The 26,041-nt window shown below is 32.8% G+C and carries 24 protein-coding genes; 5 read left to right on the top strand and 19 right to left on the bottom strand.

All coding sequences use genetic code 11. The features are described 5' to 3' along the window. Positions 1 to 62: 62 nt before the first annotated feature. Genes aroD through QE109_RS09090 form a run of 3 tightly spaced genes read right to left on the bottom strand, consistent with a single transcriptional unit; the run spans position 63 to position 3,397 of the window. Positions 63 to 860 (bottom strand): type I 3-dehydroquinate dehydratase, encoded by a 798-nt coding sequence (gene aroD, locus QE109_RS09100; protein ID WP_281094145.1) that lies wholly within the window; start codon positions 858 to 860, stop codon positions 63 to 65. A gap of 49 nt (positions 861 to 909) precedes the next feature. Then, the gene (locus tag QE109_RS09095) at positions 910 to 2,721 is read right to left on the bottom strand and encodes a sensor histidine kinase (RefSeq protein WP_281094144.1); all 1,812 of its coding nucleotides are present in this window, start codon (positions 2,719 to 2,721) and stop codon (positions 910 to 912) included. Beyond that, positions 2,696 to 3,397 (bottom strand): response regulator transcription factor, encoded by a 702-nt coding sequence (locus QE109_RS09090; protein ID WP_281094143.1) that lies wholly within the window; start codon positions 3,395 to 3,397, stop codon positions 2,696 to 2,698. Before QE109_RS09090 ends, QE109_RS09095 begins: the two co-directional genes overlap by 26 nt. 240 nt (positions 3,398 to 3,637) lie before the next feature. Here QE109_RS09090 and QE109_RS09085 point away from each other — a divergent pair, with 240 nt between their 5' ends. Continuing rightward, positions 3,638 to 4,840, top strand: coding sequence for an MFS transporter (locus tag QE109_RS09085; protein ID WP_281094142.1), 1,203 nt, complete (start codon positions 3,638 to 3,640; stop codon positions 4,838 to 4,840). A gap of 38 nt (positions 4,841 to 4,878) precedes the next feature. Here the strand turns inward: QE109_RS09085 and QE109_RS09080 are convergent, their stop codons facing one another. Continuing rightward, complete coding sequence (locus tag QE109_RS09080; protein ID WP_281094141.1) at positions 4,879 to 6,522, bottom strand: GGDEF domain-containing protein; 1,644 nt, start codon at positions 6,520 to 6,522, stop codon at positions 4,879 to 4,881. A 230-nt stretch (positions 6,523 to 6,752) separates the two neighbouring features. Between QE109_RS09080 and QE109_RS09075 the strand changes: the two genes are divergently transcribed. Both QE109_RS09075 and QE109_RS09070 read left to right on the top strand, forming a co-directional pair. After that, complete coding sequence (locus QE109_RS09075; protein WP_281094140.1) at positions 6,753 to 6,974, top strand: hypothetical protein; 222 nt, start codon at positions 6,753 to 6,755, stop codon at positions 6,972 to 6,974. 10 nt (positions 6,975 to 6,984) lie between these two features. Beyond that, positions 6,985 to 8,499 (top strand): methyl-accepting chemotaxis protein, encoded by a 1,515-nt coding sequence (locus QE109_RS09070; protein WP_281094139.1) that lies wholly within the window; start codon positions 6,985 to 6,987, stop codon positions 8,497 to 8,499. Positions 8,500 to 8,570: 71 nt separating this feature from the next. On the opposite strand, the gene QE109_RS09065 is transcribed toward QE109_RS09070, so the two are convergent. The 5 genes from QE109_RS09065 to QE109_RS09045 all read right to left on the bottom strand — a co-directional run bounded on the left by QE109_RS09065 (position 8,571) and on the right by QE109_RS09045 (position 13,966). Further along, positions 8,571 to 9,512, bottom strand: a complete 942-nt coding sequence (locus QE109_RS09065) for a cation diffusion facilitator family transporter (protein WP_281094138.1) — start codon at positions 9,510 to 9,512, stop codon at positions 8,571 to 8,573. 26 nt (positions 9,513 to 9,538) lie between these two features. After that, the gene (locus QE109_RS09060) at positions 9,539 to 10,918 is read right to left on the bottom strand and encodes a glycoside-pentoside-hexuronide (GPH):cation symporter (protein ID WP_281094137.1); all 1,380 of its coding nucleotides are present in this window, start codon (positions 10,916 to 10,918) and stop codon (positions 9,539 to 9,541) included. A 19-nt stretch (positions 10,919 to 10,937) separates the two neighbouring features. After that, positions 10,938 to 12,563, bottom strand: a complete 1,626-nt coding sequence (locus tag QE109_RS09055; RefSeq protein ID WP_281094136.1) for an alpha-glucosidase — start codon at positions 12,561 to 12,563, stop codon at positions 10,938 to 10,940. A 142-nt stretch (positions 12,564 to 12,705) separates the two neighbouring features. Then, positions 12,706 to 12,960, bottom strand: a complete 255-nt coding sequence (locus tag QE109_RS09050) for a response regulator transcription factor (RefSeq protein WP_281094135.1) — start codon at positions 12,958 to 12,960, stop codon at positions 12,706 to 12,708. A 163-nt stretch (positions 12,961 to 13,123) separates the two neighbouring features. Beyond that, complete coding sequence (locus QE109_RS09045; protein ID WP_281094134.1) at positions 13,124 to 13,966, bottom strand: undecaprenyl-diphosphate phosphatase; 843 nt, start codon at positions 13,964 to 13,966, stop codon at positions 13,124 to 13,126. Between the two features lie 167 nt (positions 13,967 to 14,133). On the opposite strand from QE109_RS09045, the gene QE109_RS09040 reads away from it, so the two are divergent. After that, a complete protein-coding gene (locus QE109_RS09040) occupies positions 14,134 to 14,430 on the top strand; it encodes a putative signal transducing protein (protein WP_281094133.1) in 297 nt (98 codons plus the stop codon). On the opposite strand, the gene QE109_RS09035 is transcribed toward QE109_RS09040, so the two are convergent. The 6 genes from QE109_RS09035 to QE109_RS09010 all read right to left on the bottom strand — a co-directional run bounded on the left by QE109_RS09035 (position 14,399) and on the right by QE109_RS09010 (position 19,337). Beyond that, positions 14,399 to 15,013 (bottom strand): GyrI-like domain-containing protein, encoded by a 615-nt coding sequence (locus QE109_RS09035; protein ID WP_281094132.1) that lies wholly within the window; start codon positions 15,011 to 15,013, stop codon positions 14,399 to 14,401. The two genes, QE109_RS09040 and QE109_RS09035, sit on opposite strands and share 32 nt — an antisense overlap. Positions 15,014 to 15,172: 159 nt before the next feature. Then, entirely contained in the window at positions 15,173 to 16,213 is a 1,041-nt protein-coding gene (locus tag QE109_RS09030) for a DUF6709 family protein (protein WP_281094131.1), read from the bottom strand. Positions 16,214 to 16,251: 38 nt separating this feature from the next. Then, positions 16,252 to 16,590, bottom strand: coding sequence for a glutaredoxin domain-containing protein (locus QE109_RS09025; protein ID WP_281094130.1), 339 nt, complete (start codon positions 16,588 to 16,590; stop codon positions 16,252 to 16,254). 43 nt (positions 16,591 to 16,633) lie between these two features. After that, the gene (locus tag QE109_RS09020; protein WP_281094129.1) at positions 16,634 to 17,323 is read right to left on the bottom strand and encodes a 5'-methylthioadenosine/adenosylhomocysteine nucleosidase; all 690 of its coding nucleotides are present in this window, start codon (positions 17,321 to 17,323) and stop codon (positions 16,634 to 16,636) included. 20 nt (positions 17,324 to 17,343) lie between these two features. After that, complete coding sequence (locus QE109_RS09015; protein ID WP_281094128.1) at positions 17,344 to 17,817, bottom strand: S-ribosylhomocysteine lyase; 474 nt, start codon at positions 17,815 to 17,817, stop codon at positions 17,344 to 17,346. Then, positions 17,814 to 19,337 carry a serine hydrolase domain-containing protein gene (locus QE109_RS09010; RefSeq protein WP_281094127.1) on the bottom strand — a complete coding sequence of 508 codons (1,524 nt, stop codon included), beginning with the start codon at positions 19,335 to 19,337 and terminating at the stop codon, positions 17,814 to 17,816. The genes QE109_RS09015 and QE109_RS09010 overlap by 4 nt, the downstream gene beginning before the upstream one ends. A gap of 113 nt (positions 19,338 to 19,450) precedes the next feature. Between QE109_RS09010 and QE109_RS09005 the strand changes: the two genes are divergently transcribed. Continuing rightward, entirely contained in the window at positions 19,451 to 20,026 is a 576-nt protein-coding gene (locus QE109_RS09005) for an ANTAR domain-containing protein (protein ID WP_281094126.1), read from the top strand. Here QE109_RS09005 and QE109_RS09000 read toward each other — a convergent pair whose 3' ends face one another. The 4 genes from QE109_RS09000 to QE109_RS08985 form a co-directional block, all read right to left on the bottom strand. After that, the gene (locus tag QE109_RS09000; protein WP_281094125.1) at positions 20,027 to 21,313 is read right to left on the bottom strand and encodes an NAD(P)-dependent oxidoreductase; all 1,287 of its coding nucleotides are present in this window, start codon (positions 21,311 to 21,313) and stop codon (positions 20,027 to 20,029) included. It abuts the gene before it with no gap. Between the two features lie 264 nt (positions 21,314 to 21,577). Further along, entirely contained in the window at positions 21,578 to 21,946 is a 369-nt protein-coding gene (locus QE109_RS08995; RefSeq protein ID WP_281094124.1) for a rhodanese-like domain-containing protein, read from the bottom strand. Between the two features lie 89 nt (positions 21,947 to 22,035). After that, positions 22,036 to 25,062, bottom strand: coding sequence for an efflux RND transporter permease subunit (locus tag QE109_RS08990; RefSeq protein ID WP_281094123.1), 3,027 nt, complete (start codon positions 25,060 to 25,062; stop codon positions 22,036 to 22,038). Further along, positions 25,055 to 25,969 carry an efflux RND transporter periplasmic adaptor subunit gene (locus tag QE109_RS08985; protein ID WP_281094122.1) on the bottom strand — a complete coding sequence of 305 codons (915 nt, stop codon included), beginning with the start codon at positions 25,967 to 25,969 and terminating at the stop codon, positions 25,055 to 25,057. Before QE109_RS08985 ends, QE109_RS08990 begins: the two co-directional genes overlap by 8 nt. Between the last annotated feature and the right edge of the window lie 72 nt (positions 25,970 to 26,041).

The raw sequence follows: 26,041 nt of genomic DNA, 5'->3' as shown, positions 1-26,041 counted from the left end.
TACAATAACAGTGCTAGAAAGCAGTATTATTGTAGCTTTGTTTAATTGTAAGGAAAATCGAATTATATTTCATCCATCAAGACAGAATCCCAACTATGAAGCATGGATTCAATAGACATTTGTCCAGGTGCTGATGGGTAAGTCCCTCTAGCAAAGGTAATTTCAGATCCAAACTCTCCACCAATAATTCTAGAAATACGACCAATCTCACCCATAGATAATGCAATCATTCTCTGGTTTAAAACAGTAGCACCATACTGACTAGCAGCTAATAAAGATAATACATCCTCGCTAGTTGATGGCATATATGCCAATTTAACTAAATCTGCTCTTAAACTTTGCGCTCGTTTAATGATAGCAACCATATCCTGAAAAGAAGGTGTTTTTGTAAAATCGTGATTAGACAAGATCAACTTGATATTTTGTGTTCTCGCTTCATTGACAATTTGCTTAAAAAGAAGGGATAGCACTTCATCTTTTTCAGTTGCATCACCATGATCATATAATTCTAGTTCTAAGTCAATGTATTGTATTTTACACTGCGTCATCGCCCAAAAGATCAGCATCATACGTACAGTATCATCAAGTTCTGCACTGCCACCTTCGTGTTTACCTCTTAATGTTAAGATTAATTCAATTTTTTCATGCTCTAAAATACTAGATACATACATAAGTGGCTTAACAAGTTCTAACTTTATATCTTCTACAGTTAAATTTGAAACCTCAAGTAAAGATAAAAACTGATCTACTCGCCACTCAATAAGATCCGGTTTCATACCAATGATCAAGTTGATTTCTTCTATAAAATCATCATAATTAGTTGCAACGATTGGAATACAAATTTTAGGTCTTTTGATCATTTGGTCACCTCCAAGAATATATCTATATTCTACCCTATTTCTTGGATTATCATATTAAAATTTCGTTAAATTGTAAAGTTACTTTAAAAAGATCACCATCAATGCTTAAAAAGAACTGTCCACCGCTTACCTGAGTAAAACTTTCTGCAATGGATAAACCCAATCCACTACCTTCTGTAGTCCTAGATGCATCCGCTCTAGAAAAACGCTGTAAGATCTCATCAGCAGTAAATTCCATTTCATAAGAAGCCGTATTTTTAATCGAAACATAAGCCTTATGATTAATGGTTTCAAGTTCTATAAATACTCGAGTTCCATGAAGGGCGTATTTTAAAGCATTATCAATTAAATTTTGGAAAACTCGATATAACTTTTGTCCATCGGCATTTACCATAACAGGCACTTCAGGAAGCTTAATTTTAAACTGTATTTCAGTTTTAGCGATTTCATCATCCATATCTGCCAGTGTTTGTTCAATTAATTTTTTCAAATCAATCGGTTCTAATTGCAGCGCTATATCACCTGATGAGCTTTTTGCTAAATCAAATAAATCTGCAACAATATTTTTTAGTCTATTGGATTTATCGATCAAGATGTTCACATAATCTCTAGAAACCTCACTTAAGTCTTCTTCTTTTGATAGCAGATCTGCATAACTGATGATTGAGGTCAGAGGTGTCTTCAAATCATGTGATACATTCGTAACAAGCTGTATTTTCATCCGTTCAGCTTTCATCTGCTCTTCAAGACTATCATTGAAGCCTCTATCAATTGCTTCAAAAGTCTCTCGATTTCCTTTTACAAACCAAAAGATAAGTAGAATTTCTAAAAGTGGTGGCAATAACATAAGTGGAGGAAGAAACAGCAACACAAAGGTCATAAATACTAACACAAAACTAATCCCAATAAAGGATGCTTGTCTATAGAATAGTTGTTTGGTTAATTTATTACTTGAAAACTTTCTACCATCGAATATACTCCTAAAGTAATCGCCTATACCAAAAATCACTTTATAAATTAAAGAATTTTTTATAAGTTGTTTCGCCTTAATTCTTCTGACTATCGAAAGGTAAAATACCCCTGATAAAACCATAAAGATAAAGAATAACATCCCAGAAATCACTAGAAAGGTCATCATTTCACTGATATAATACGTGCGATATCCCAACGTATTATCAAGCATCATAAAACATATGCCAGTTAATGCAGCATAGATGACTAAAAATACATCCGAAGGGATAAGATCAAAAAAATTCAAGTGAATTACGTCGTCTTTGTACGACTTCCCCACTGTAATTGTGAGATAAATCAACAAAAGTATACTTCCAAGTATTGCACCAATCATAGAATATACAACTGGAAGTGCACTTTCTCTATCTGACTGCCATTCTTTTTGTGCATCAATCATATAATCAGTTGAGAAAACGAGATAAGCGTTCACATCTGACTTCACAAAACCATTGAGGTAAGTTCTGTTTAAATCGCCATTATATTCCCAATACCCATTATTTAAGATGAACATTTTCCCTGTATATTCCTTAAAAAATGAGTCATCACCTGAAGCCAGATTTGTATGACTTCCCATTTGATCTTCATAGTAATAATAATAGTGATCGCCAAGATTAGAAACGACATCACCGTTAATTGCACTTGATAAACTATAAATTGCTGAAGACGCATCTCTTTGTAAGAACTGTGTACTATCTCTATATGATGGAACTAATATAGATTCCATTGCAATATCAGAAAATGCTAAATACTGAATTTCAACAACGGCTGTTGTAAGTGAAGCTGCTATCAAAAGAAACGCTATCACTTTAAAAAACATCGCATATTTAAAACTTTTCAATTTTGTATCCAATTCCCCACACCACCTTTAAGTATTTTGGCTCTTTAGGATTAATTTCTATTTTCTCTCTAATTCTTCTTATATGGACCATAACTGTATTTTCAGCTGCATATGGCGTTTCATTCCACACTCGTTCATAAATTTTGTCTGCTGAGAAAACAACACCTGCGTGTGACATTAAAAATTCCATAATTTTCAACTCTTTAGCCGTCAATCTAACAGGGTCGCCATCAACATAGAGTTGCATTCCTTCTAAGTCTAATCTTAGTCCACCAATTTCTATCAACTGTTCTGGCATAAAATTACTCGCATCTCCCAATTGAAAATAACGTCTAAGCTGGCTTTTCACCCTTGCGATCAGTTCAGGTGGACTAAATGGTTTGGTCACATAATCATCAGCACCCATAGATAGACCAAGTACTTTATCTGTATCTTCACTCTTAGCAGATAATATTATAATTGGAATATTTTTCTTCTCACGTACTTTCATTGTTGTTGACAATCCATCAAGTTTTGGCATCATCACATCAAGTACGATCAGATGAATCGCTTCAGTTGATATAATATCAAGTGCCTCAAGTCCATTATGTGCTATGAGAACATCATATTCTTCTTTCTTCAGAAGCTTTGCAATTGCTCTTGCAATCTCTACATCATCATCTACAACTAAAATTTTTGCTTGATCCATTGTCTACTTCCTTTCAGAGTCATTGTCATCATTATACATGTTACACCTTAAGAAAATACCACTATAAATCTTACGAAATTCTTAAAGATGCAAGTTATCCTATTTTAAGATATAATTATCTTGATATATGATTATCTGGATTAATATAATCATAACATATTTATCAAATTTCTAAGTTCTTTAATGGTTAACTATGAAGTAAAATCAATACAAAATAAATAATAGAATAAGGAGAAAGTTATGAAACTGGATGTCAAAAAAACGTTTTTACTAGGTCTTGGTTTTTTCGCTGTAAGTTTGGTTTGGCCGCTTTATAATGTCTATGTACCAATTTTCCTCAGAGATTTCTTAGATAGTCAATTTCAAATTAACGCCATTATGACACTCGACAATTTATTAGCGGTAAGTTTAATTCCATTTATTGCCTCTTTAAGTGATCGAACCAATACACGTTTTGGGCGAAGAATGCCATTTTTAATGATTGGGATCCCAATATCAGCTATTGCTTTTGTATTTCTACCGAATTATACGAGCTTTCTTACTTTCATGATTATTATTACCGTTTTAAACTTCTCAATGGCAATTTTCAGAGCACCTACAGTTGCACTCATGCCTGATATCACGCCAGCTCCGCTGCGTAGTAAAGCAAATGGGATCATCAATTTTATGGGTGGGCTTGCTTCAGTTTTTGTCTTAATTGGTGGTTCATTCCTATATAAAGCTAATAAAAATTACCCTTTTGTCTTCACTGCGCTTATGATGTTCTTTGCACTAGGGATGCTTCTCAAATATATCAAAGAACCTAACATTGGAGAAAAAGCTGCCGAAGAACGAATTGGCATCATTAAATCTGTAAAAGAAATCATACACGATCATGACAAATCAACACTTTTTATTCTTTTTGCAATCTTCTTTTGGTTTTTTGGTTATCAAGGAATCGAAGCTACATTTAGTAATTATTGTGTTCAACTCCTAGGACTAGAAGTTTCAGATGCATCTTTGATTCTTGGTTTTTTTGCACTCTCCTTTTTGGCATTTGCCATACCTGCTGGTTTTATAGGTACTAAAATAGGTAAAAGAAAAGCTATTTTAATCGGACTTATTGGTGATGCAACTATATTCATATTATTATCATTTATTGGAACAGTGATCCCTTTCAACCAACTCCTTATGATGTTTCTTATGGCAGTTGGAGGTTTTTTCTGGGCCCTAATTAATATTAATTCTTATCCGATGATCGTCGAAAGAACAAGTGAAGAAAAAATCGGCACTTTTACAGGACTTTACTACTTCAGTTCTTCGCTTGCTGCAATCTTTGGTCCATTGTTCTTAGGTGCTTTTGTTGATTTAATTGGATTTTCAATCTCATTTTGGTTTACCTCACTCGCATATTTAATTGCATTTGTCTTTATTAAAAACACCAAAATTCTACAAACAAGTTAGACTTTTTTTTATCAAATTAGAATTAAAGCCAGTACTCATTATTTGAGTACTGGCTTGTTTTTTTTGTCTTGATACAATCGACGATCTGCAACTTCAAACACCTCATCAAATGTATTAATTCCTGGTTCAAACACAGCCGTACCAACTGACAACTCATAATCATAAGACAAATCATTTGATTTCATATGCATCATAGTACGTAAATCAACCACCATTTTTTCGAAATTGTCGGCTTTTTGAACTGCAGTTAAGCATGCGAACTCATCACCACCTATACGATAGCAATTTTCAAAAACAGATTGGATACATTCATATGTGCTCATGATAGCCAAATCACCTGCTTTATGTCCATAGTTATCATTAATTTGCTTTAAATTATCAATATCAAATAAAATGAGTTGGATATGATGGTTTGAATAATCTCTGACAGCACTGTGAATATCGCGTTCAAAAGCAGTTCTATTATTTGCACCCGTGAGTATATCAATATAAGCTAACTTTTCATATAAATTCGTCTCACTTTGTTTTAAGATCATCGAATTGATGTATCGAAAAGAGTCACCAATTAGCAATCCAAAGAATATGAGAATTCCAAACTTGGTATATGATGAAATTGAAAGGTAGTTTTCTGTATAGTAATCATACAACTCAAATCCAAGTACAACTCCCATTACAATCAGTGACAATAGAAAAGTCTTAGCCGCGTTATTTTTAAATACTATGGACTCATAAAATAGTACTATTATAAGTACCATTAAACATAAAAACATGAGTGCATTTGTAATACTAATTAACTCAATAAAATGAAAAACATCTAATAGCTGCAAGCTCAAATTAATAATAAAGCTACTTCCAAATATTGCTATTGGTAAATAGAAAAATTTGTAATATTTTTTTAGAGTTGTATCCCTTAAGTAAAGCAGTAAAGGTATAGGTATAAGTGACAATACCATATAACTTGTTCCACCAACAATCAACCGATTACCAGTAAAAAACTGCATTACTTTTGCTTCTGATAATAGCCATAATGAAACAAAAATTGCAAATAAACCAAGATAGAATACCCTTCTATCAGGAAGTTTTTTTACAAACAATGATACAATTAAACTAATACACCCAACTATAAATAAAACGATCCCTACCAAGATACTCACCATATTCTCTGTAAACGTCTTATATAGAAGTGCGTCACTCTTCCCATAGTAGACTGTATTGATAAGACCAGAAAAGGAACTCACTGGGGACTGAATTTCTAAAGATATTTTTTTTCCACTTGATCCATTTGGAAGAGAAACAAAAAACCAAGCACTCGCTTCTGGAAGTTTAGGAATTTGTGATGAAGCAAGTTGATTTTCAAATATTAGCGTGTCATTCAAAAAAACTTTTATCTTTTGCATAGATGCTCTAAATCTAAGCGTTGTTTGCTCTGGCATATCTTTTGGTAAGATTCTCCAAGCGTATGTAGTTGTCATAGTAGGTATCTTATCTTTGAATGGCAGCACCTCATCTTCATAATTTTTTCCATCAAGTGTAATTTGCCATCCATCATTGAGATCATATACCTCAGAGTCCGCTAGTTTTAGTTCAGCATCATTTACATTCATTGATAGAAAAATAATCAATCCTAGCAATGCCACAAGTGATATAACTATACTAAAAATATATGACTTTTTTCTTTTCATTTTTCACCTTAACTATTCTTAAATAAGTAAGCATATAAATATCAGCAATTTTAATTATAACTCAATCTAGGTATTTTTAAGTACTATTTTTATCATTTTATCATATTTTTTATGTATTCATTATAGAGATGCAGTTGTATTATAAGATCATCTGCCCTTTGAATCATTGATCTATGAATATTTGGTTGATTCAAAACGATAAGGGGTATCTAATTTTCATAATAACAATTATGGAGGCAAGTATGATAAGAAATTTAAGTATTACAAAAAAACTAGTACTTATGGTTTTACCCTTGTTTATCGTTTTGATTGGTTTCATTGGTGTTTCTTCCTATCAGCTTTATACTATTAGTAGAGATACCAACGAAGTAATTTATCATCAAACTTATCTTAGTACTGCACTTATTTTAAATGCTGATCGTGATTTTTATCAAGCTGATTTAGCGCAATAGAACCTATTTCTTGATAAAAATCTTAGTACTGACGAAAAACAGAACATTAGTTACTGATTATCTAGATAACGCTGATCAAGTTAAAACCAGAGTAACAGATGCATTTACCAGTATGAAGAAGGACAACGAACTATTTAAGCTAACTAAGCATCCTTCAACTGGTGAAACCATGGATCAGTTAGAGGTAAAATTTAATCAGTCATATGCCGCATGGTTTTCGGCATTTGATACCAATACTGCAACTGGTGATCAAAACACAATCTTTACTAATTTTGATATTGCAAGAGAGGCTTTAAACAGTGCAACTGAGATTTTAGAATCCTATGGCGCCGAAAAATCTGATGAGATGAGTTCAAAAGCCATGAATAGCATTATCGTAATGGTTGTTATTGGACTGATTTCTATAGGTGTAATCACATTTTTATCGTTAACTATTTTATTTTTAATGAGAAAGGGTATTACACATATTTCAGAATCTCTATCACAACTTTCCAACAAAGAATTAAATGTTACCTTTGATGATAAAATCATCAGTGGAAAAGATGAATTTGGCTTATTAACCACTTCAGCTTCCAATGTTGCTACAATGTTAAAATCAATGGTCAGTGCTATTGGTGAATCTGTTCAAAACATTGATAATACTTCTGATTTCTTACTAACAAGTACTGGTGAAATAAACATAGCACTTGGTGAAGTCTCTGATGCAGTCAATGAAATTGCAAGTAGTTCAACCAAGCAAGCAATTGACACACAAAAGGTTACCATGGATGTAAGTGAACTTGGAAACTTTATTAAGACAAATACTGAGAATACAACGGCATTATTCCAGATGAGTTCAGAAATAGAAACCCTTTCATCTGATGGCCTAAAACTTGTCAGTGATTTGAGTAAAGAAACAGTTAGAAACTCTAAACTTTTTGAAGAAATTTTTACAGTTATTGATCAAACCCAATCAAGCACAAACAAAATTGGTGATGCAAGTAAATTAATCACAGAAATTTCTAATCAAACAAACCTTTTAGCGCTCAACGCTGCCATAGAAGCTGCTAGAGCTGACGAAGCAGGTCGAGGTTTTGCAGTAGTCGCTGACGAAATTAGAAAGCTTGCTGAGCAAACTGCACAATCAACAACATTAATAGACAGTATGTTAAGTGACTTAATCAACAATGTTGAATCTGCTCAAAGCAAAAGTGATGTCGTAAGAAAAGCAATTGATACTCAAAATCAAAGCGTCCTCATGACTGAGAAAAAATACAACACAATCGTAGAAATTCTTGCCTCTATGCAATCTGAAATCAAGACTCTTAGTGACATCAGCACACACATGGAAAACAATAGAACCAGTGTTGTAGATGTCATAGAACAACTCTCTCAGATCGCAGAAGAAAATGCAGCAAGTACTGAAGAGACCTCAGCTTCAACTGAACAAATTCTTGCTACAGTTAATGAACTGAATGGTTCAAGTGATACTTTAAAACAGTTAGTTAATTCACTTAGTAATTTAGTTTCAGAATTTAAAAACTAATTAGCTACCCTATTTTTCACATATAAAAAGGAGCATGAACTCATGCTCCTTTTTAATGCAGTTTTATTAAGTCAATCTATTGGTCCGACTTGTCCATCGCCTATTGGATCAACATGGATTACTAAATCTATTCCTAGTTCTTTTAATATCTTTTTTTCAAGGCCATCGATAATAGCATGTGCTTTGACAATATCAGTTTTATCGGATAGTTCAGTATGAATTGATGCAATTGTTCTTCCTGGACCATAGTCATGTACTTTCAAATCATGCGCACCACGTATACTTTCACTTTCAGTGATCAGTTCCATTATTTTATTTACAGTTTCTTCGCTTGGTGACATCCCTAGTAATATATTCACAGTGTCTTTGGCAATTCCAAATCCCGTATACATAATCAATAAAGATACAATAATTCCCGCATATCCATCCAGTGGGATTTTAGTTAAAGCTCCTATAATGGTTGTAATAATTACAGCACTTGTTGCAATGACATCATTTAGACTATCTGCAGCCGTTGCAATATTTACTCCAGACCGAATCAGTTTACCAATATAGCGATTATAAGAATACATCCATAGTTTAACAACCACAGTCATTGTCAAGATTACGATGATGATGGGATTAATCGATACCAAACTTGGATTCAATGCTTTTGAAAAAGAACTTTTTAAAAGTTCAAAACCCACTAATAAAATAATAAATGAAATTATCAGTGAGGCTACATACTCAAAACGACCGTGGCCATAAGGATGTTCGTGATCAGCATCTCTTGAACTTAATTTAGCTCCAACAATAGCAACCAAAGATGAACCCGTATCAGATAAGTTATTAAATGCATCTGAAGTTATAGCGATACTGCCAATCATAAAACCAATCAGCAACTTCGTTACAAATAAAATAAGGTTACATATAATACCTATCACACCTGATAAAACGCCATATGCCTCTCGGACACTTGTTTTCTCGAAACTTTCATAATCTTTTACAAATATTCTTATCAATAATTTAATCATATATTCCTTCTTACATTTGATTTATGCTATAACAGATCGCCTTTATCTCTTAGCTGCTTGAGGATATCATCATATAATTTTGCATCTATAATATATCTTTTTCTATAGATCATGTATCCTGAAAATATACAGATGAGTGGAAATATCATCATAGCAAGTTTAAGTAAAAATAGTCCTTCTTTTGAAACATCTGAGGGTATCACAGCATCATTTATACCAGAAAGTATAACAGTAACACCAACAACGCCACTTGCTATAGCACCTCCCATTTTGTTGATGAAAGGTTGAATAGAAAATGTAACACTTTCATTTCTTCTTCCCAATTTTAATTGGCCGTATTCAATCGTATCAGCAAGAAACATTAACATTAAAATCTGAATAAAAGCTTGCCCTACAAATAGTAATATTCCAGCTAACCCTATATAGATCATGTTCATTGGTGAAAAGAAAAATATGATATAGCCAACTACAACTAAAATTGTCGCATATCGATATAAAATCTTTCGTTCAACCTTCTTACCTAGAATCGGAAAAAAAGCAAGAGCAATGATTTGAGATATCCCTAAGATCAAAGCAAAGATTGAATACATCCCCTCATCACCATATGCATATTTAAAAAAATAAAGACCAAAACTTGCTGTTGTAGTATAACCAATCATAAAAAGCGCCATTGAAATTCCAGTCACCATCAACTGATCGTTTTTAAAAATCGCAGTTACTAGATCATGAAGTGAAGTATGGCTATCTTCTTTTATTATTCTTTTAGGTTCAACGACACCAACTACTGTAATAAACTGTCCTACCCACATTATGATAACAACTAAAACAGAAAAAATCAAATAACCCATGTACATACTTCCAAATTGATCACCAAGTGCGTTGGTTAATGGCACAATTCCTGCAACAACAGCAAATAAACCAATGTTTGCACAGATCCTTGCGAATGCACCAATTTCTTCCCTTTCATGCGGATTGGTTGTGAGTGAAGGCATCATAGACCAGTACGAAATGTCATTAGCAGTATAAGTGATCCCCCATAATAAATATAATACTGCAAAAATTGGTACAAATACTGCTTCACTTAATCCATAGTCCATAAAAATCAGTATAGTGAAAATACCTGAGGTAAATGCACCAAATGTTATCCATGGTTTGAATTTTCCAAAACGCGATCGAGTATTATCAACGATAACACCCATAATAGGGTCATTAAACGCATCAAATATACGAGCAACTAAGATGATCCCTGTAATCCACCACATGGCATTATTACTAAGTTGCTTGATTTCAGTTAAGAAAAAAATCAAGTACATACTAATTAAAGAATATACCATATCCCTTCCTATAGTACCTAGTCCAAAAGTTATACGATTTCGATTAGAGAACCTTATAGCACTTTTCTCCATGTTAGCCTCCAAAATTTATTTATTTTTTTGATTTCAATACAACTGCTTCATATGGTAATAAAATACCATCAAAATACTGTTTGTCATAATTTGAAACCAAGACATTCCCAGTTGCGTTAACAGTTTGAGTGCGTATACTAAAGTTCAAAATAATAGTAATTTTGTCTTGATTGAGTTGTCTTGAAAAAATAAATATATTTTTAGATGCTTTGTGCAGTTTGTACTCTCCATATATAAGTATATGGTTTTCTGCTCTTAATTTAATCATCTTTCGATAGTAGTTTAAGATTGAATTCGAACTATGATCTTGATCTTGAAAATTGATCTTGATGTGGTTCTTATTTAACTGAATCCATGGCGTACCATCAGTGAATCCAGCATTTTTTTCTCTTGTCCACTGCATTGGTGTACGTCCATTATCTCTAGAGCAACGTTTCATCATTTTCCATATATAGGATTTAGGAATATGCAATTTTCTTGCGAGCTTCTCAATATTGAAAGATTCAATATCTCTTAACTCTGACATATCTTTGTAGTCAAAATTAGTCATACCAATTTCTTGACCTTGATATATAAAAGGGGTTCCCTTTAGAGTAAATAATAAAGTTGCTAATAGTTTACTTGATTTATCCCAATACTTTTGATCATTACCAAATCGACTAACACTTCGTGGCTGATCATGATTTTCAAAATATATAGCATTCCAATCAACAGTGTTTTGCCATTTGCTAATTACTTTTGCGAAAGTATCTGAGTTAAATTTTTTCTTAAACCATTTGACAATATATTGATCCGTTTCCATGTGTTCAAAAGAAAAAATCATATCTAATTCTTCACGTTCAGGAGCACATAAAGCATTTCCCATCTCAGGTGTCACAAAAACTGTTTCCCCCACTGTAAAACAATCATACCCTTTTAAGACGTCATGCCTCAGTTCTCTTAGAATCGCATGATTTCCTTCTTGGGATAGATAATGCTCTGAACCTGTTAATATCAATTTTTTCTTACCATCCTCTAGTGAGGATTTATAGATAATATTAATCACATCACATCTAAAACCTGCAACACCTTTATCTAACCAAAATCTCATAATATCTTTAATTTCAGCTAAAACTTTAGCACTGTGATAATTGAGGTCGGGTTGTTCTTTTGCAAATAAATGAAGATAATATTCATCACTTAAGGCATCGTATTCCCAGCATTTTTCACCAAAGAAACTAGTCCAATTGTTAGGTAATCCACCGTTCTTACTTTTATGCCAATAATAGTAATCCCTATAAGGACTTTTAGGATCACGGCTTGCTTGAAACCAAGGGTGTTGATCAGAAGTATGATTGATCACCAAGTCCATAATAATCTTAATATTTCGTTTTTCTGCTTCTTTAATTAAAAGTTCCATATCTGCCATACTACCATAATCAGTATGAATCTCTCGATAATCACTTATATCATATCCATTATCAATATTGGGAGATTTGTAAACCGGACTTAACCATATTACATTGATACCTAGCGCTTCAATCTCATCTAAACGCTGGAGAATTCCATTTAAATCTCCAATTCCATCGCCATTTGAATCTTGAAAACTTTTTGGATATATTTGATAAACAACTGCTTCTTTCCACCATTTCCTATCATATTCCATTGATGCCTCCATGAGAAACAAAATTAATTTATTTATACCAAAGTTTGTTTAGATATAAACATTTTTAATTCAAATTAAACTTATTTTGTAAATGGAAAAACCTTAGGTCAAATTTTATGACCTAAGGTTTTTCTTTCAAATTTTATTTAATAAAATTTTCGTACCATTCTGAATATAACTCTAAAAAATGTTTTCTATCATTTGCTTCACATTTACGAAACATATTCTGTATATGCTTTTTTACCGTTGCTTCAGATATATATAAACTTGCAGCAATATCTTTATTGCTTTTTCCTTCCATAATCTTTAACGAAACATGAATTTCTCTTTGAGAAAAATCCTTTGAAGTTAAAATACTATAGACAACTTTTGCATCATAAGGATTCGATTGTATCATTTCATTCTTATCAGAAATTTTATCATTGTCACAACACCACTGAAAAAAAATAACGCCTATAAGCAATTATCCCATAGGCGTATTTAAGGCGTATTCACACCAAAATCATAATATTTTTACAAAGTAGTTGATCTTTTCAATTTATTTTATTACATTTGATTGATTAAGCGATTACAAGAAAATATAACAAGACGACAACACCCAATATAATTCTATACCAACCAAAAACTTTAAAATCATGCTTTTTGATATAGCCCATTAAAAACTTAATCGAAATTATAGATACTACGAAAGCTGTTATCATACCGCTAATCAAGATACTTAATTCCATCGTTGAAAAATCAAGTCCAAATTTAACAATTTTTAGTAAGCTAGCACCAAACATAACCGGAACGGCCATAAAAAAAGTAAATTCTGCAGCTACTGTTCTAGACAAAGATAGCATTAACCCTCCGATGATGGTAGCACCCGATCTTGATGTTCCCGGAAAAATAGCCGCTACCAACTGGAAAATACCAATGATAAACGCTGTTTTAAAAGTAATATCATCAAGCGAATTAATAGTCGTCTGCTCTAAATTTTCAGTGTTAGACTTATGCTTGTTTTCTATCCATATAAACCAGATTCCAAATACGATTAATGCCACTGAAACGATAACATAGTTATAAAAGATAGCATCAATCTCATCACCCCATTTGATACCAACTATTGCAGCAGGGATACATGCAACAACGATTTTTGCCCACATTATCATTGTATTTTTTTTGATGAAATATTTTTCTCCTCTCGTAAAAGGAAATATTTTGTTCCAAAATATAACAACAACCGCTAGAATTGCACCTAACTGTATGACAACTAAAAACATTTCCAAAAAAGCCTCTGAAACATTAAGCTTAATAAATTTATCTAGTAGAATCATATGTCCTGTACTACTAATAGGTAGCCACTCTGTGATCCCTTCAACAATGCCGAAAAATATTGCTTTTATTAGTTCTATTAAGTCCATTGTACACCTCTATCATCTAGTCATTATTTATGTCATAAATACAATAACATGATAGTGTCATTCTTTCAAGCATCAAGAAATTATTTGATATTATTTGAGTTCAAACAAGTTCTCCGGGTATAATAATAATATAAACAAATCAAAATACTTAACAAAAGGAGTAAATTATGACTTATTTAGCAACAGTAGATGATAATATGGAAATTGAAATGCTCAAAGAAGTTTTTGAGAACAATAAAATTGGTTTAATGACAAAACATCGCGAAACTGGTGAATTTATGATGCTAAGTGCTGGGATGTCAATGTTTGGTTCTGATTTATACGTTAATGAGGATGATTATGATAAGGCTCTAGAACTATACAATGCATATTTTAATGCTGATCATCCAATTTCCGACTCAAAATTAGAAGAACTAGCACTTAACGCTAAGCCTATTCCTGATGAATCTGAAAGCGAAGAATAGTTTTAAGTTTTGATTCAATTGTTTTTCTAGGATCTGAAAGATATATTTCTCTATGCGTCTTGTAGCTTCTTGTGTAACCATTTTCTTTACAAAAAGATGACATAATTTCAAAACTCTCAGCTTCTTTTGAAAAACTTCCGAGATGAAGAATTTGACAACAAAGACCTTCATCTAAATACTCAAACCTAGTTCGACTCAAGTTCGGATTGGGTTTTTTATTGCTTACTTTTGCTCGAAAATTTTCAAATATTTCACTATTCATAAAATCAGGTTGACGAATCATAATTTTATATTTGTAATTTTCTTTATTTTCACTTCCAAGCGACGGATCAATTAAATCCCAAATTCCTTCCAAAGGAAAAACCTTATAGGCAAAGTATCCTTCAGGGACATCTTCTGACTTATATGACATCTTTATTGCATAAGATAAACTATAAAGGGCCTCTACTGATGACTTAAAACCTTCTCCGTTTGGATTGCCTTGTCCCTCTAATGTAATATACGGAATTCTAGGTACTGTCAAAATCTGTGGTACTGCTTTTGCGCCATACAACTCTTTATAATCTTTTTTATAATCTATCATGACTCCTCCTTTGTCTATTATAGATACTGTATACTTTACTTTTTGCAGTTTACATATTTATTATACCAACTATTCCTGACAACTGTATGTCAATAAATACAATTTCTTTGGACAATTAAAAAACGCTAACAGTATGTAACTGCTAACGTCTTTTTTTTATTAATACTCATCATCTAATTCAGTTTCTTTGTATGATCTATTCACTTCACTAATAAGATAATCTCTGTTATTTTTATACATCTGCTCAATTTCTTTAGTATATCCAAATATCAACCAAGGCGTGGTTTTATTGACGGTTTCAAGAGCAGAAGGTATTTCCTTTGCTTTTAAAACAACTTGATATTTTTTATCTTTTGTCGCTAGCAGAAGGCTGTGAACCTTAGAAACAGTAAACAAGAAATAAACACGCTTCTTATACACATGTTCATAAGCCCATATTACTTCACGTGATGGAATTATATTGATTTTATTTTTATGAATTAGTATATAATTTGAACCAGCAACACCAAAATTAGGATGCATTGCATGGACGGGTGCTCTTTCTAGATCCATCAATATTCTATCTGCATCACCCGCTAAAGCAGCTTGTTTTTGTATAGCTGCATTACTTGAATCTGCTAAGACGCCTATGAATTTAATTACAGAATAAATTATATACAAATACCCAATTATCAGTATAGCTACAAAAAACCAAGAGACTGTTCGGTTGTCTTCAACTTTGAAAAGCTGACTAGGCATCATATCGATTGCTTCCTGTTCAGAAAAGTCTAAAGCAATCAAATCTTCTAATATCATAGCTTTTAAGTCTTCTTCTACAGCAACAAAATGGCCAATATACTGTTTAACATCAATATCATCATATAACTTAACAGGCACTTCCGCCAATACAAAATAACCATCCTCGTTAATCAAAGCTGCATAATACTGAAGAACATTATCATCTTCATCAACATACGCTGTATCAAATGTGTAAATATTATTAAAATCAGCGGGCGTTTCATAATAGTACGGTGTAAAATCATATGAAATTTCATATAAGCTGTTGAAATCTTTATACTCAACTGGTTGGGTTAGCGATCTGATATCGTCGTAAAACGCAATAGTTAAAAATGTAAATAGTATCAATAAAACAACGATTCTTACAATATAACTTCGCTTATGCACATTTTTGATGTGCGTCAATAAATTTTCAGCAATCATTTCAACCATCCTTAAGTATTTATTTGTTTTTTTCGTAATTATGACATATGTTCGAATTGATTTTTACAATTTTTACATGTTATTTTCAACTTGCCTTTGCCTTTTGGTACCATCATCTTCTTACCACAATTCGGACATTTCTCAACAGTAAAGTCGAGTAAGGACTCTATTCTATTTTGATCAAATCCAACGACTAATTCATCTCCAACCAAAAAAGCTGGTACACCGGTTAATTTTAACATTTGAAATTCTTTTAATGCTGAAGGATTATTATTTACATCGCGTTCTTCAAAAGGTATGCCCTTTTCACTTAAATATTGCTTTGCTTTTAGACAATGTGGACAAGTTTGTGTTGTATACGCAATTACTTTTTTCATTATAAACCACCTCCATAAAAGAAAAGCCAAGATATATCTTGACTTATTTTAACATATTCATAACCATTTTACTTGAATGATGTGCTGCTTCAACTGCAAATTCATCAAAGCTAACATGTGCACTTCCATCGGCCTTATCTGACATCGCTCTGATAATAACAAATGGAATTTGATTAATGGTAGCAACATGTGCGATTGCAGCACCTTCCATCTCAGTTGTGTGTGCATCAAAATTCTCAACCAAAAATTCTTTTTTCTCAACAGATGAAACAAACTGATCGCCCGATACAATTCTACCTTTCACAACTTTATGTGCCTTTATTTCCAACAAACCAGCTTCATAAGCTTTTTCTACCAAGTTTTCATCTGCTACAAACACAGAGCTCTCAAGTCTTGGAAGTTCACCAAACTTATAGCCAAAAACTGTAACATCTACATCATGTTCCATACAATCTGTAGAAATAACAACATCACCCACTTCAAGATCTTGATGAAGTGCGCCTGAAACACCAGTGTTAACTAAAGCATCTACATTAAATCTCGTCACAAGTATTTGAGCACACGATGCTGCATTAACCTTACCAACACCGCTCGTTACTACAACTGAATCAACATTATTAAGGAGTCCTTCATAAAACGACATCCCTGCAATCTCATGTTTAACAACATTTTTCATCTCTTCAATTAACAATTTTGTTTCCAAATCCATGGCACCAATTATTCCATATTTCATCTTATACGTCCTTTTCCTCTCTAATTTGGATAATTCAGTTGATTTTGTCCAATATTATTTAAAACCTCTAAATAATCATTTGCTTCTACTTTGGCTTTAGTAAGGCTGTGTAACTTGTAACTTCCACATTCTATCTCACTTACTCCAGGGATTTCACCCTCAAATGCGATAACGAACTCAAAAGCACGTTTCAAAAGGGGTACAATATCCTGAGATTTATAATTACCATGAAGGATTAAATACATGCCTGTTAGACACCCCATTGGACCAAAGTAAACAACTTTCTCAGAAAATTCTTCATCGTTCCGTACAAAAGTTGCAATTAAGTGTTCAAGAGTATGAATCGCTTCATTATCTAACAATTCTAAATTAGGCTTTTTCATCCTTAAATCAAAGGTAGTGACAACTTCTTCACCAAGATGATCAATTCTTGACACATAAACACCTTTTTCAAGTTTAATATGATCAACGGTAAAACTATCTATTTTATTCATTTGATACCTCCTAATTTTCTAATCATTTTCAATCTGATCACCAAGGTGGTAATCACTGATAATATATTTATAACAATAATCCAAAGAATTGGCAATACTACTTCAGGGTTTGCTGCTACAAAAAAACGCCAAGAATTATCAAATACAATAGGAAATCCAAAATATGCAATTAAAGATATTATGCCTCTAAAAATTTCCATTCCATGAATATATTTAATTCCCTCAAAGTTTTTGCTTTTTCTAGTGTCCAACAAAATTCTATATGTCTTTATAATCTCATTCAGCATAAAGATGGTTAACACAAAAGCAAAAATAGGAAAAAACCACATGCTAATTTGAGACTTACTTTCAAACACATACGGTGTTTGATCTAGTAAAATATCAGTTATATCATTTGCGATAGTTTGCGCTGTGATTGCTGGTATATTATATGGATTGCTTTGATTGGTCAAGATGATTATGCCCAAACGTTTTTCTTGATTTATTAACATTGCAGAATTGTAATTTGGTGTCGACCCAATCGCACCATAAAAACCATTATAGTTTCCTTGAGATGTACTATTATTTTGATTCCACAATATATCATAATACGGTTGACCTGGCTCTAAACTCACATCGATTGGATATAATACATTATCTTGAAATATGCTTTGATCTGATTTTGTATACCCATTATTGAGTAAAAGCATAATATATTTACTTAAATCACTTATATTTGAAACTAAATAATTAGAAGAAACTAAACCAGAAGGATATGGCACTTCTGTTTTCATAGTAAAACCATAAACGATCCTATGACCAGCAGTAATCCCCTCTAAAGAATTCTCAAAACCTGATGTACTCATATTTAGCGGTTTTAAAATATTACCTTGAACATATTCAGTATAACTTTTACCAGTCACAACCTCAACAAGATGTCCTAAGATGATATAGTTTAGATTTGAATATTGCGCATCGTTTTCAAACAAATATTGAGTATGCTCAGACCGGTTAATCTCTTCAGTTAGGGTTTTTAGCGAGTATTTTGCATTATAAGTATATGCTTCTTCACCACTTGCAGGTAATAACCCACTTGTATGATTCATCAAATCTTTTACTTTAATTGCTTCACCATCAGGTTTAGAAAGCGTAAACCAAGGTATATATTTCTTAACTTCATCAGTTTCCTTCATAAGGTTTTGACCAATTAATTGTCTTGCCGCAAGTGCAGTAAAAGATTTTGTGATAGATCCAGTTATAAAAGTAGAATCCACAGTTACATCAGATCTTCCATTACCCGTTTTACCAAAACCCTTTTGATAAAGCACTTCATCATTTTCTACAATTGCAATTGAGAGTCCAGGGATTTTTCCTTCACTCATTTTTTCTTTAATATACTGCTCTATTTTTTCACTTTTATGTGTATCAAATAATATTTGTTCAGATGTAGATGAACCATAAGATATACCTACTAGGTTTAATAACAAAATCGTACTAAGCACTAAAACATTTGATTTTCTGATGATTTTTTTTATTATCACTGTCTTTACCCCACTTAATCATTTATTTTTATAGAATAATCATACACTGCTTGACAGTTTCTTTGAATAAAAATATAATATATTTTAAAATTGTAAAAAATGGAGGTGATGTAATGCAAGATATTTTATTAATCACAAATACCGACTCAAGTGAAGGTTTTATCAAAGAATTATTAATGAATACCTCGTATGGTAAAATCTTTAGTGCATTTAACTATTCTGATGCAACCAACCTATTAGATGTACATGAATTTGATCTTGTCATTATCAATGCTCCTATGAGAACAGAACTTGGCGATCGACTTGCTAAATATGCCGCTCAGAGAACGACAACTAGCATCATGTTTATAGCACGAGAATCTACTTATTTGCAAACAAAAGAGCTTCTTACTAATTTTGGTGTTCTCTGCATTAAAAAGCCCGTTGTTGTAAAGCCATTTCAAAACTTATTAAAATGTATAGAAACAACACGAACTAAAATACACGCTATGGAAAAAGACCATATTGAAGTATTGCCAATGATGGACGAAATACGAACCATTGATGCAGCTAAATGGTATTTGATTAGCAAGTTTAATATCAGTGAGTCTCAATCCGCTAGAACGATTGACTCCTTTTCTGTAGAGCGAGAATTATCGCGCTATGCAGCAGCGGAATCTATTTTACAAGGCGCCATAAAAGAGTTATAACTAATCTTCAAATACCAGCCAGTTTTCTCTACAATTTTGCACGACTGATTCCATGCATTCTGGCGCATCACAATTGTCACTAAACTCTAAAACACATGTATCTAAAGTTTGACAATAGGTATCGATTGTCCCTGCAACCACTTTTGCATGTGCAATTGCCTCTACAACTGTCTTTGCTCCAGTCACCACGTCACCTGATGCAAAAGTACCTGGTTTAGTTGTGCGTCCATCACGGTCTGTTATTAAAAGTCCCATCTGTGACGTGTTGAGTTCAGTGGTACTTCTTACAATGTTGTTACGTGCGGTTTGACTAATCGCTATAATAGTTGAATCCGCATGAATAAACGACATCTTATCCATTTCTGAATCCGTTAATCCCACAAAGATACCATCATCCTTAATCTCTATAGGATACTTATAAAGTTCAAAACTTATCCCATCATCTAATGCTTCTTTTATTTCTTGATCCGTTGCTGGCATTTCTGAAAATCCTTTTCTATATACAATTGTCACTTTCGAGGCACCACCGCGAATTGCACTTCGCGCAGCATCAAGTGCAACATTACCTGCTCCAATTACAGCTACACTCTCTCCCAGTCTATAAGTCTCAGGTGATTTTAAATAATCAATCGCATAGTGTACATTGCCAAGTGTCTCACCTTTTATAGTAAGTGGTTTAGGATTCCAAACACCTGTACCTATAAACGCGGCCTTATAGCCATCTAAAAACAGCCTATCCAATGTGATCACTGGCCCAATCAAAGTATTAGGTCTTATTCTTACTCCACTTTCTATTAACTTTTCTTCAACTAAATCTACCATATCATTGGGCAATCTATATTCTGGTATACCATACCTTAAAACACCACCTATTTTACTGTGTGCTTCAAACAAAGTGACATCATACCCCTTTTGCGAGAGTATAAATGAAATGGTTATACCTGCTGGACCACCACCAATGATTGCAACTTTTCCTTTATTTCTATTTGATGGTAATAATTTATTTTCTTGAAAATATACTTTTGAGATTTCTGTTTCAATCTTATGAAAAGCAACAGGATCACCTTTTTTATTGAGTATGCAGTTTCCTTTACATTGATCTTCATGTACACAGACCATAGAACAAATTAAAGATAACGGATTGTTTTGAAATAACAGTTCGCCTGCTTTCATTATGTCACCACTTTTATATAGTTTAATCACCTCTGGAATTGGTGTATTTATTGGACATCCTTCTTGACACTTTGCATTTTTGCATAATAGACATTTGTTAGCTTCTTGAAGCATATTTTCCCTCCTTGCTTAAAAACAATTTCCTTATATACTATCTTATGAACTTGATTATTGCAAGTCCTCTGGATAGATGTATTGAATAATGCGATATTTAAGGTTCTATGCGCCCTATAACATTTTTTTAGTATCATACTGACAAATTATACCATCCTAAATGAAACTACCGGAGAACAGGTATTTATAGCTTAAATAGGCCTATTAAAATTATGCACATAAAAAAAGGGACCTACTCATAGCTAGTAGTGACCCCTTTCATGTTTATTTGCTTGGATAAGAACTAATTCCGCCTTTTACATTAACAATGGTTTTATAACCATTTTTGTTTAATATCTTTGCAGCTTTCATACTCCTACTCCCTGAAGCACACATAAGCACTACAGGCATGTCTGCATCAATTTCTTTCATTCTTTTATGAAGTTGGTCTAGCGGAATATTTTTAAATCCTTTAACTTTTCGTGAATTAAACTCACCTGCAGTTCTTACATCAATGTACTGCTTTTTATTAGTTTTGTCCCCTAACATCTCATCTAACATCTTTCCACTTACGTGTTCAACTTTTGGCGCTGTTAGTTTACTAATAATTAAAAATATAACATACGCCACTGTTACAGCTAATAAAATATCCATTCGTTACTCCTTTCAAACCCCTGTATAGGGGGGTCAAGGTTATATTAGCATATCTCCACTTCTCTTGCAAGTACTATAAATGAAACAAACTAAATTTCTCTTTTATGACTTTGGTAGTAGATCAGTGGTATCACAATAAGTGTTAATAAGGTTGAAATTGTCAAGCCGCCCATTAAAGCCATTGCCATAGGACTAAAGAAAGAACTACCAGACAAAGCCATAGGTACTAACCCAATAACTGTAGTAATGGTACTTAGCATAATAGGTCTAAATCGTCTTTCGACTGAATTAACACACGCTTCGTATACAGACCGATCTAATCTGCGTTCTCTATTAATATATTCAATCAGTAATATCGCATTATTAACGACAACTCCAATTAAACTTGCAACCCCAAGACCAACAGTAAAAGTAACATTTTGATTAAAAATAAGCAGTGCAAAAATAGAGCCTATTATTGAAAGTGGAACTGTCGCTAATATGATAAATGGTTGCATCATGGAGTTAAACTGTATCAATAAAATAATATAGATAATTATAACAGCAATCGCAGCCGCTCCTAATAAGCCAGAGATGTATTTATCAAATATTTCTTGATCACCACCAAAGGAAATTGATACACCCTCTTGATCTATTCCAAGCAATACACTATTTTCGATCCACTTTTGCAAATCGTTTGCAGAGTATCCCGGCATAACATTTGCACTTACCGAAACTGAAGAATTTCTATTTAGACGTTTAATTGAACTCAGTTCTTTATCCAGTGAAACAGTAGCAAATTGTTTGAGAAGGTACTTTCCTCCGGTTGTACTTGATTTGATTTGTAGGTTCATAAGATCGTCTAATTTGTCAATTTCTCCACGTATAATTACATCATATGTTTTACCACCATTTTCTAGTGTTGCTGCTTTCATTCCGTTAAGGGCTAAACTAGTTTGTAACTGTATATCATAATTTGTAAGACCTAAACTAGAGGCTTTAATACTATCTTGATCAATTAAATATTGATACTCATATGCAGCACTATCATTTTGAACATTAATCGTTTGATTATGACTTAATATCACATTATAAAGTTGATCTGAGACACGTTTGACATCTTCTCTCTCTTCACCAGAAATTCTGATATCCACCGCTGGACCAGGTTGGTTAATCTCAAGTAGATTCACAGTTGCAGTTCCACCAATTAATTTTTCATCAACTAATCTCTGTAAATAATAAGCATAAGTTTCTCGCGAATCAAACTCTTTTGACTTTGATAAATCCACTTTTAATAACAATTGACTATAATTATCAGAAGGAGGTCTAACGCCAACTGTTAAGTAGAATTTAGGAAATCCACCACCAATTGATGAACTAATATCTACAATTGCATCTTCTTCTTTTAACAACTCACGTAATTCTTTTGCTAGTTTTTCAGTATATTCAATATCACCATCTTTTTCTGAAAAAACATCGATATATACAATATCTTTATCTGCATATGGAAATAGTTCTATAGATAAAAAAGATGCTGCATAAACAGATCCCATTAATATAACTAAGATGAAAAATAAAGACATCTTCGGCATTTTTAAAGAACCTTTAAGTCCTGATTCAAAGAAATGTCTTAGTCTATTTTTAGGGGCGTTTTCTTTATGTGTGTTTTTGAAAAAGATACTCGCAAGGGCTGGTGTTACAAACATAGCTACAATATATGAAGCTATCAATGCAATGATAACTACTTGAGGCAGTGATTTCGCAAATTCTCCAGCCTCTCCAGGTAAGACAATCAAAGGAGCAAATGCAACTACTGTTGTAAGAGTAGATGTCAAAACAGGTATAGACTGTTCAACAGTACCTTCATAACACGCCTTTTTGATTTCAATACCTTCATTAATTTTAATTTGAATCGAATCACTTATTACGATCGAATTATCCACCAGCATTCCGAGTGCAATAATAAGTGCTGCTATTGACATTTGTTGTATATCTAGACCAATAAGCTTCATTGCAATTATTGTCATTGTAATTGAAAGTGGAATTGCAATAGATACTACCATTGCATTTCTAATTCCCATGCCTATCAGTACAACAATAATAACGAAAATCATACCTTGAAGTAAGTTTATGATAAAACCTTCAATAGAACGACTCACTTCTTCTGGTTGAAACAATACTTCATTTACTTTCAAAGCACTCGGCATTTTATCATTGAGTAAGTTTATTTCATCTCTAATATCATTTCCAATTAAAACAACATTTTGATTGTCACTGAAATAAACGGTTAATAGCACCGAGTTCTTTTCTCCTTGCTTGTAGCTATGTTGTTGGCGATCATATTCGAAACTTACATCTGCAATATCTTTTAGTTTAAGTAAAGCACCGGATTCTTCTGAACCATATATGATCATATTTTCTGTTTTAGTTATTGAATTGATATCACTTGGATTTTTAACGCCAATTTTTCCATAATTCGTTTGTATTGCGCCAGCAGGTATACTAACACTTTGTGCTGACACTAAATCAAAAATATCCTTTAAAGATAAAGGCAAGCTCTCTAATTTTTTTAAATCCACTTTTATTTCTAGATTTTTCTTTGGAATGCCATCTATGACGATTCGTTTAACACCTTCTATATCTTCAAGTCTTTTCTTATATGTTTCAGCATATGCACCTAGTTGTTCGTAGGAATAGTCTTCACCAGATAAGCTTAAGATGATACCCGCTGATGTTGTCAACTCAGTTTCTATTTGATAATCTTGTACATTACTTGGCAAATCGTTTTTAAGTGCATCAAGTAACACTCTCATTTTTGCCCATTGCTCATCATAATTAACATCATAATTGAGCGTTAAAATCACCACTGAAACATTAGGATTTGAATACGAAGTGATGTTCTCAACACCATCAAGCGTTGCTAACTCATCTTCAATTTTCTGTGTAACTTGTTCTTCAACTTCATTTGCAGTTGCTCCAGGGTATACAGTAATGATTTGAGCAGAAGGACTAGAAGTATCAGGATTTTCTTGTTTAGGTATATAGTAATATGCATATATGCCATAAAGAAAGATCATTATCGCTAATAAGAAAGTAACCTTTCTTTCATGGATAGCTACTTTTATTAGTTTATTCATGAACATCCTCCCTTGCATTAACAAGTTGCCCTTCGTTCACAAATGAATTCCCAACAGTTATAATGCGATCCCCATCATTGACGCCAACGACACGAACCAAATCGTTATTTAGCTCATAAAGTTTTAAATTGCGTCTTTCTACTCTATTATCAGAGTTGACAATGTAGACATAATCCTCACCATCGTTTTGAACGTAAGAAATAGGTAACCAGATGCCAGATATTCTAGATAATTCTAGTCTAACCTCTGCCAAATCTCCAATTATTGTTTGTTTTGAAGATTCTAGCTCAATAGTAACAGAATAAGTCATCGTCGACGCATCTGGTATCAATGCAATTGACTTAAATTTTGCGGTGCGTGTAACATTGTTTACGCTTACTTCAACACTTGGATTACCATAGTTTTCTATCTTTTTAAAATCCTCACCTGTCACGCCAATGGTGATTTTTTCATCACTAGACTGCAAGATAATCGCTGGATAGTTTTTTGATGCAAGATTACCCTCATCTACTAATATTTGACTTACAACGCCATCAATTGGTGCATAAATTGTTGCGGCTATATCCGACTCATTTTCTTTAGTCAAATTCATAAGCGTATCTCCAGCAAGGACTTTCTGACCAGATTCAACATTTATATTTTCGACTTTTCCATCTCTTTGAAAATTAAGCGGAATAACTTGACTTGAGTTGATAAACCCGTTATAAACAAGTGTCTCTCGATGTGCTACATCACTTACGGTATACACCGATACTTGTCTAACTTTATCTACAATTTCTGTTTCCTCTTTTTGAGTACACCCCACTAAAAATGGCATAAGGATCATAGTACCGACTGTCAACATCATAAGCTTTTTTAACTTCTTGCTATTTATGTTGTGTCCTTTTTTTAACAGACTTATTTTCATTATTGTCCTCCTAAACGCATGTTTAAATATCTCGATATATTATACCCTCTTTCGAGTCATATGTCTCATAAT

It is taken from the genome of Fusibacter bizertensis, from assembly GCF_029914245.1.
Classification (GTDB): domain Bacteria; phylum Bacillota; class Clostridia; order Peptostreptococcales; family Acidaminobacteraceae; genus Fusibacter_C; species Fusibacter_C bizertensis.
This window is presented reverse-complemented; position numbering and strand designations above follow the sequence as displayed.

What these genes read in the sequence shown, in the direction of transcription:
- QE109_RS09035 (WP_281094132.1), bottom strand. Translation starts at nt 15,013, where the DNA reads ATGATAGATTATAAAAAAGATTATAAAGAGTTGTATGGCGCAAAAGCA.
- QE109_RS08985 (WP_281094122.1), bottom strand. Translation starts at nt 25,969, where the DNA reads ATGAAAATAAGTCTGTTAAAAAAAGGACACAACATAAATAGCAAGAAG.
- QE109_RS09090 (WP_281094143.1), bottom strand. Translation starts at nt 3,397, where the DNA reads ATGGATCAAGCAAAAATTTTAGTTGTAGATGATGATGTAGAGATTGCA.
- QE109_RS09025 (WP_281094130.1), bottom strand. Translation starts at nt 16,590, where the DNA reads ATGAAAAAAGTAATTGCGTATACAACACAAACTTGTCCACATTGTCTA.
- QE109_RS09045 (WP_281094134.1), bottom strand. Translation starts at nt 13,966, where the DNA reads ATGGACTTAATAGAACTAATAAAAGCAATATTTTTCGGCATTGTTGAA.
- QE109_RS09040 (WP_281094133.1), top strand. Translation starts at nt 14,134, where the DNA reads ATGACTTATTTAGCAACAGTAGATGATAATATGGAAATTGAAATGCTC.
- QE109_RS09065 (WP_281094138.1), bottom strand. Translation starts at nt 9,512, where the DNA reads ATGATTAAATTATTGATAAGAATATTTGTAAAAGATTATGAAAGTTTC.
- QE109_RS09020 (WP_281094129.1), bottom strand. Translation starts at nt 17,323, where the DNA reads ATGAAATATGGAATAATTGGTGCCATGGATTTGGAAACAAAATTGTTA.
- QE109_RS09000 (WP_281094125.1), bottom strand. Translation starts at nt 21,313, where the DNA reads ATGCTTCAAGAAGCTAACAAATGTCTATTATGCAAAAATGCAAAGTGT.
- QE109_RS09085 (WP_281094142.1), top strand. Translation starts at nt 3,638, where the DNA reads ATGAAACTGGATGTCAAAAAAACGTTTTTACTAGGTCTTGGTTTTTTC.
- QE109_RS09030 (WP_281094131.1), bottom strand. Translation starts at nt 16,213, where the DNA reads ATGATTGCTGAAAATTTATTGACGCACATCAAAAATGTGCATAAGCGA.
- QE109_RS09050 (WP_281094135.1), bottom strand. Translation starts at nt 12,960, where the DNA reads ATGATACAATCGAATCCTTATGATGCAAAAGTTGTCTATAGTATTTTA.
- QE109_RS09005 (WP_281094126.1), top strand. Translation starts at nt 19,451, where the DNA reads ATGCAAGATATTTTATTAATCACAAATACCGACTCAAGTGAAGGTTTT.
- QE109_RS09060 (WP_281094137.1), bottom strand. Translation starts at nt 10,918, where the DNA reads ATGGAGAAAAGTGCTATAAGGTTCTCTAATCGAAATCGTATAACTTTT.
- QE109_RS09075 (WP_281094140.1), top strand. Translation starts at nt 6,753, where the DNA reads ATGGAGGCAAGTATGATAAGAAATTTAAGTATTACAAAAAAACTAGTA.
- QE109_RS09015 (WP_281094128.1), bottom strand. Translation starts at nt 17,817, where the DNA reads ATGAATAAAATAGATAGTTTTACCGTTGATCATATTAAACTTGAAAAA.
- QE109_RS09080 (WP_281094141.1), bottom strand. Translation starts at nt 6,522, where the DNA reads ATGAAAAGAAAAAAGTCATATATTTTTAGTATAGTTATATCACTTGTG.
- QE109_RS09055 (WP_281094136.1), bottom strand. Translation starts at nt 12,563, where the DNA reads ATGGAATATGATAGGAAATGGTGGAAAGAAGCAGTTGTTTATCAAATA.
- aroD (WP_281094145.1), bottom strand. Translation starts at nt 860, where the DNA reads ATGATCAAAAGACCTAAAATTTGTATTCCAATCGTTGCAACTAATTAT.
- QE109_RS08990 (WP_281094123.1), bottom strand. Translation starts at nt 25,062, where the DNA reads ATGAATAAACTAATAAAAGTAGCTATCCATGAAAGAAAGGTTACTTTC.
- QE109_RS08995 (WP_281094124.1), bottom strand. Translation starts at nt 21,946, where the DNA reads ATGGATATTTTATTAGCTGTAACAGTGGCGTATGTTATATTTTTAATT.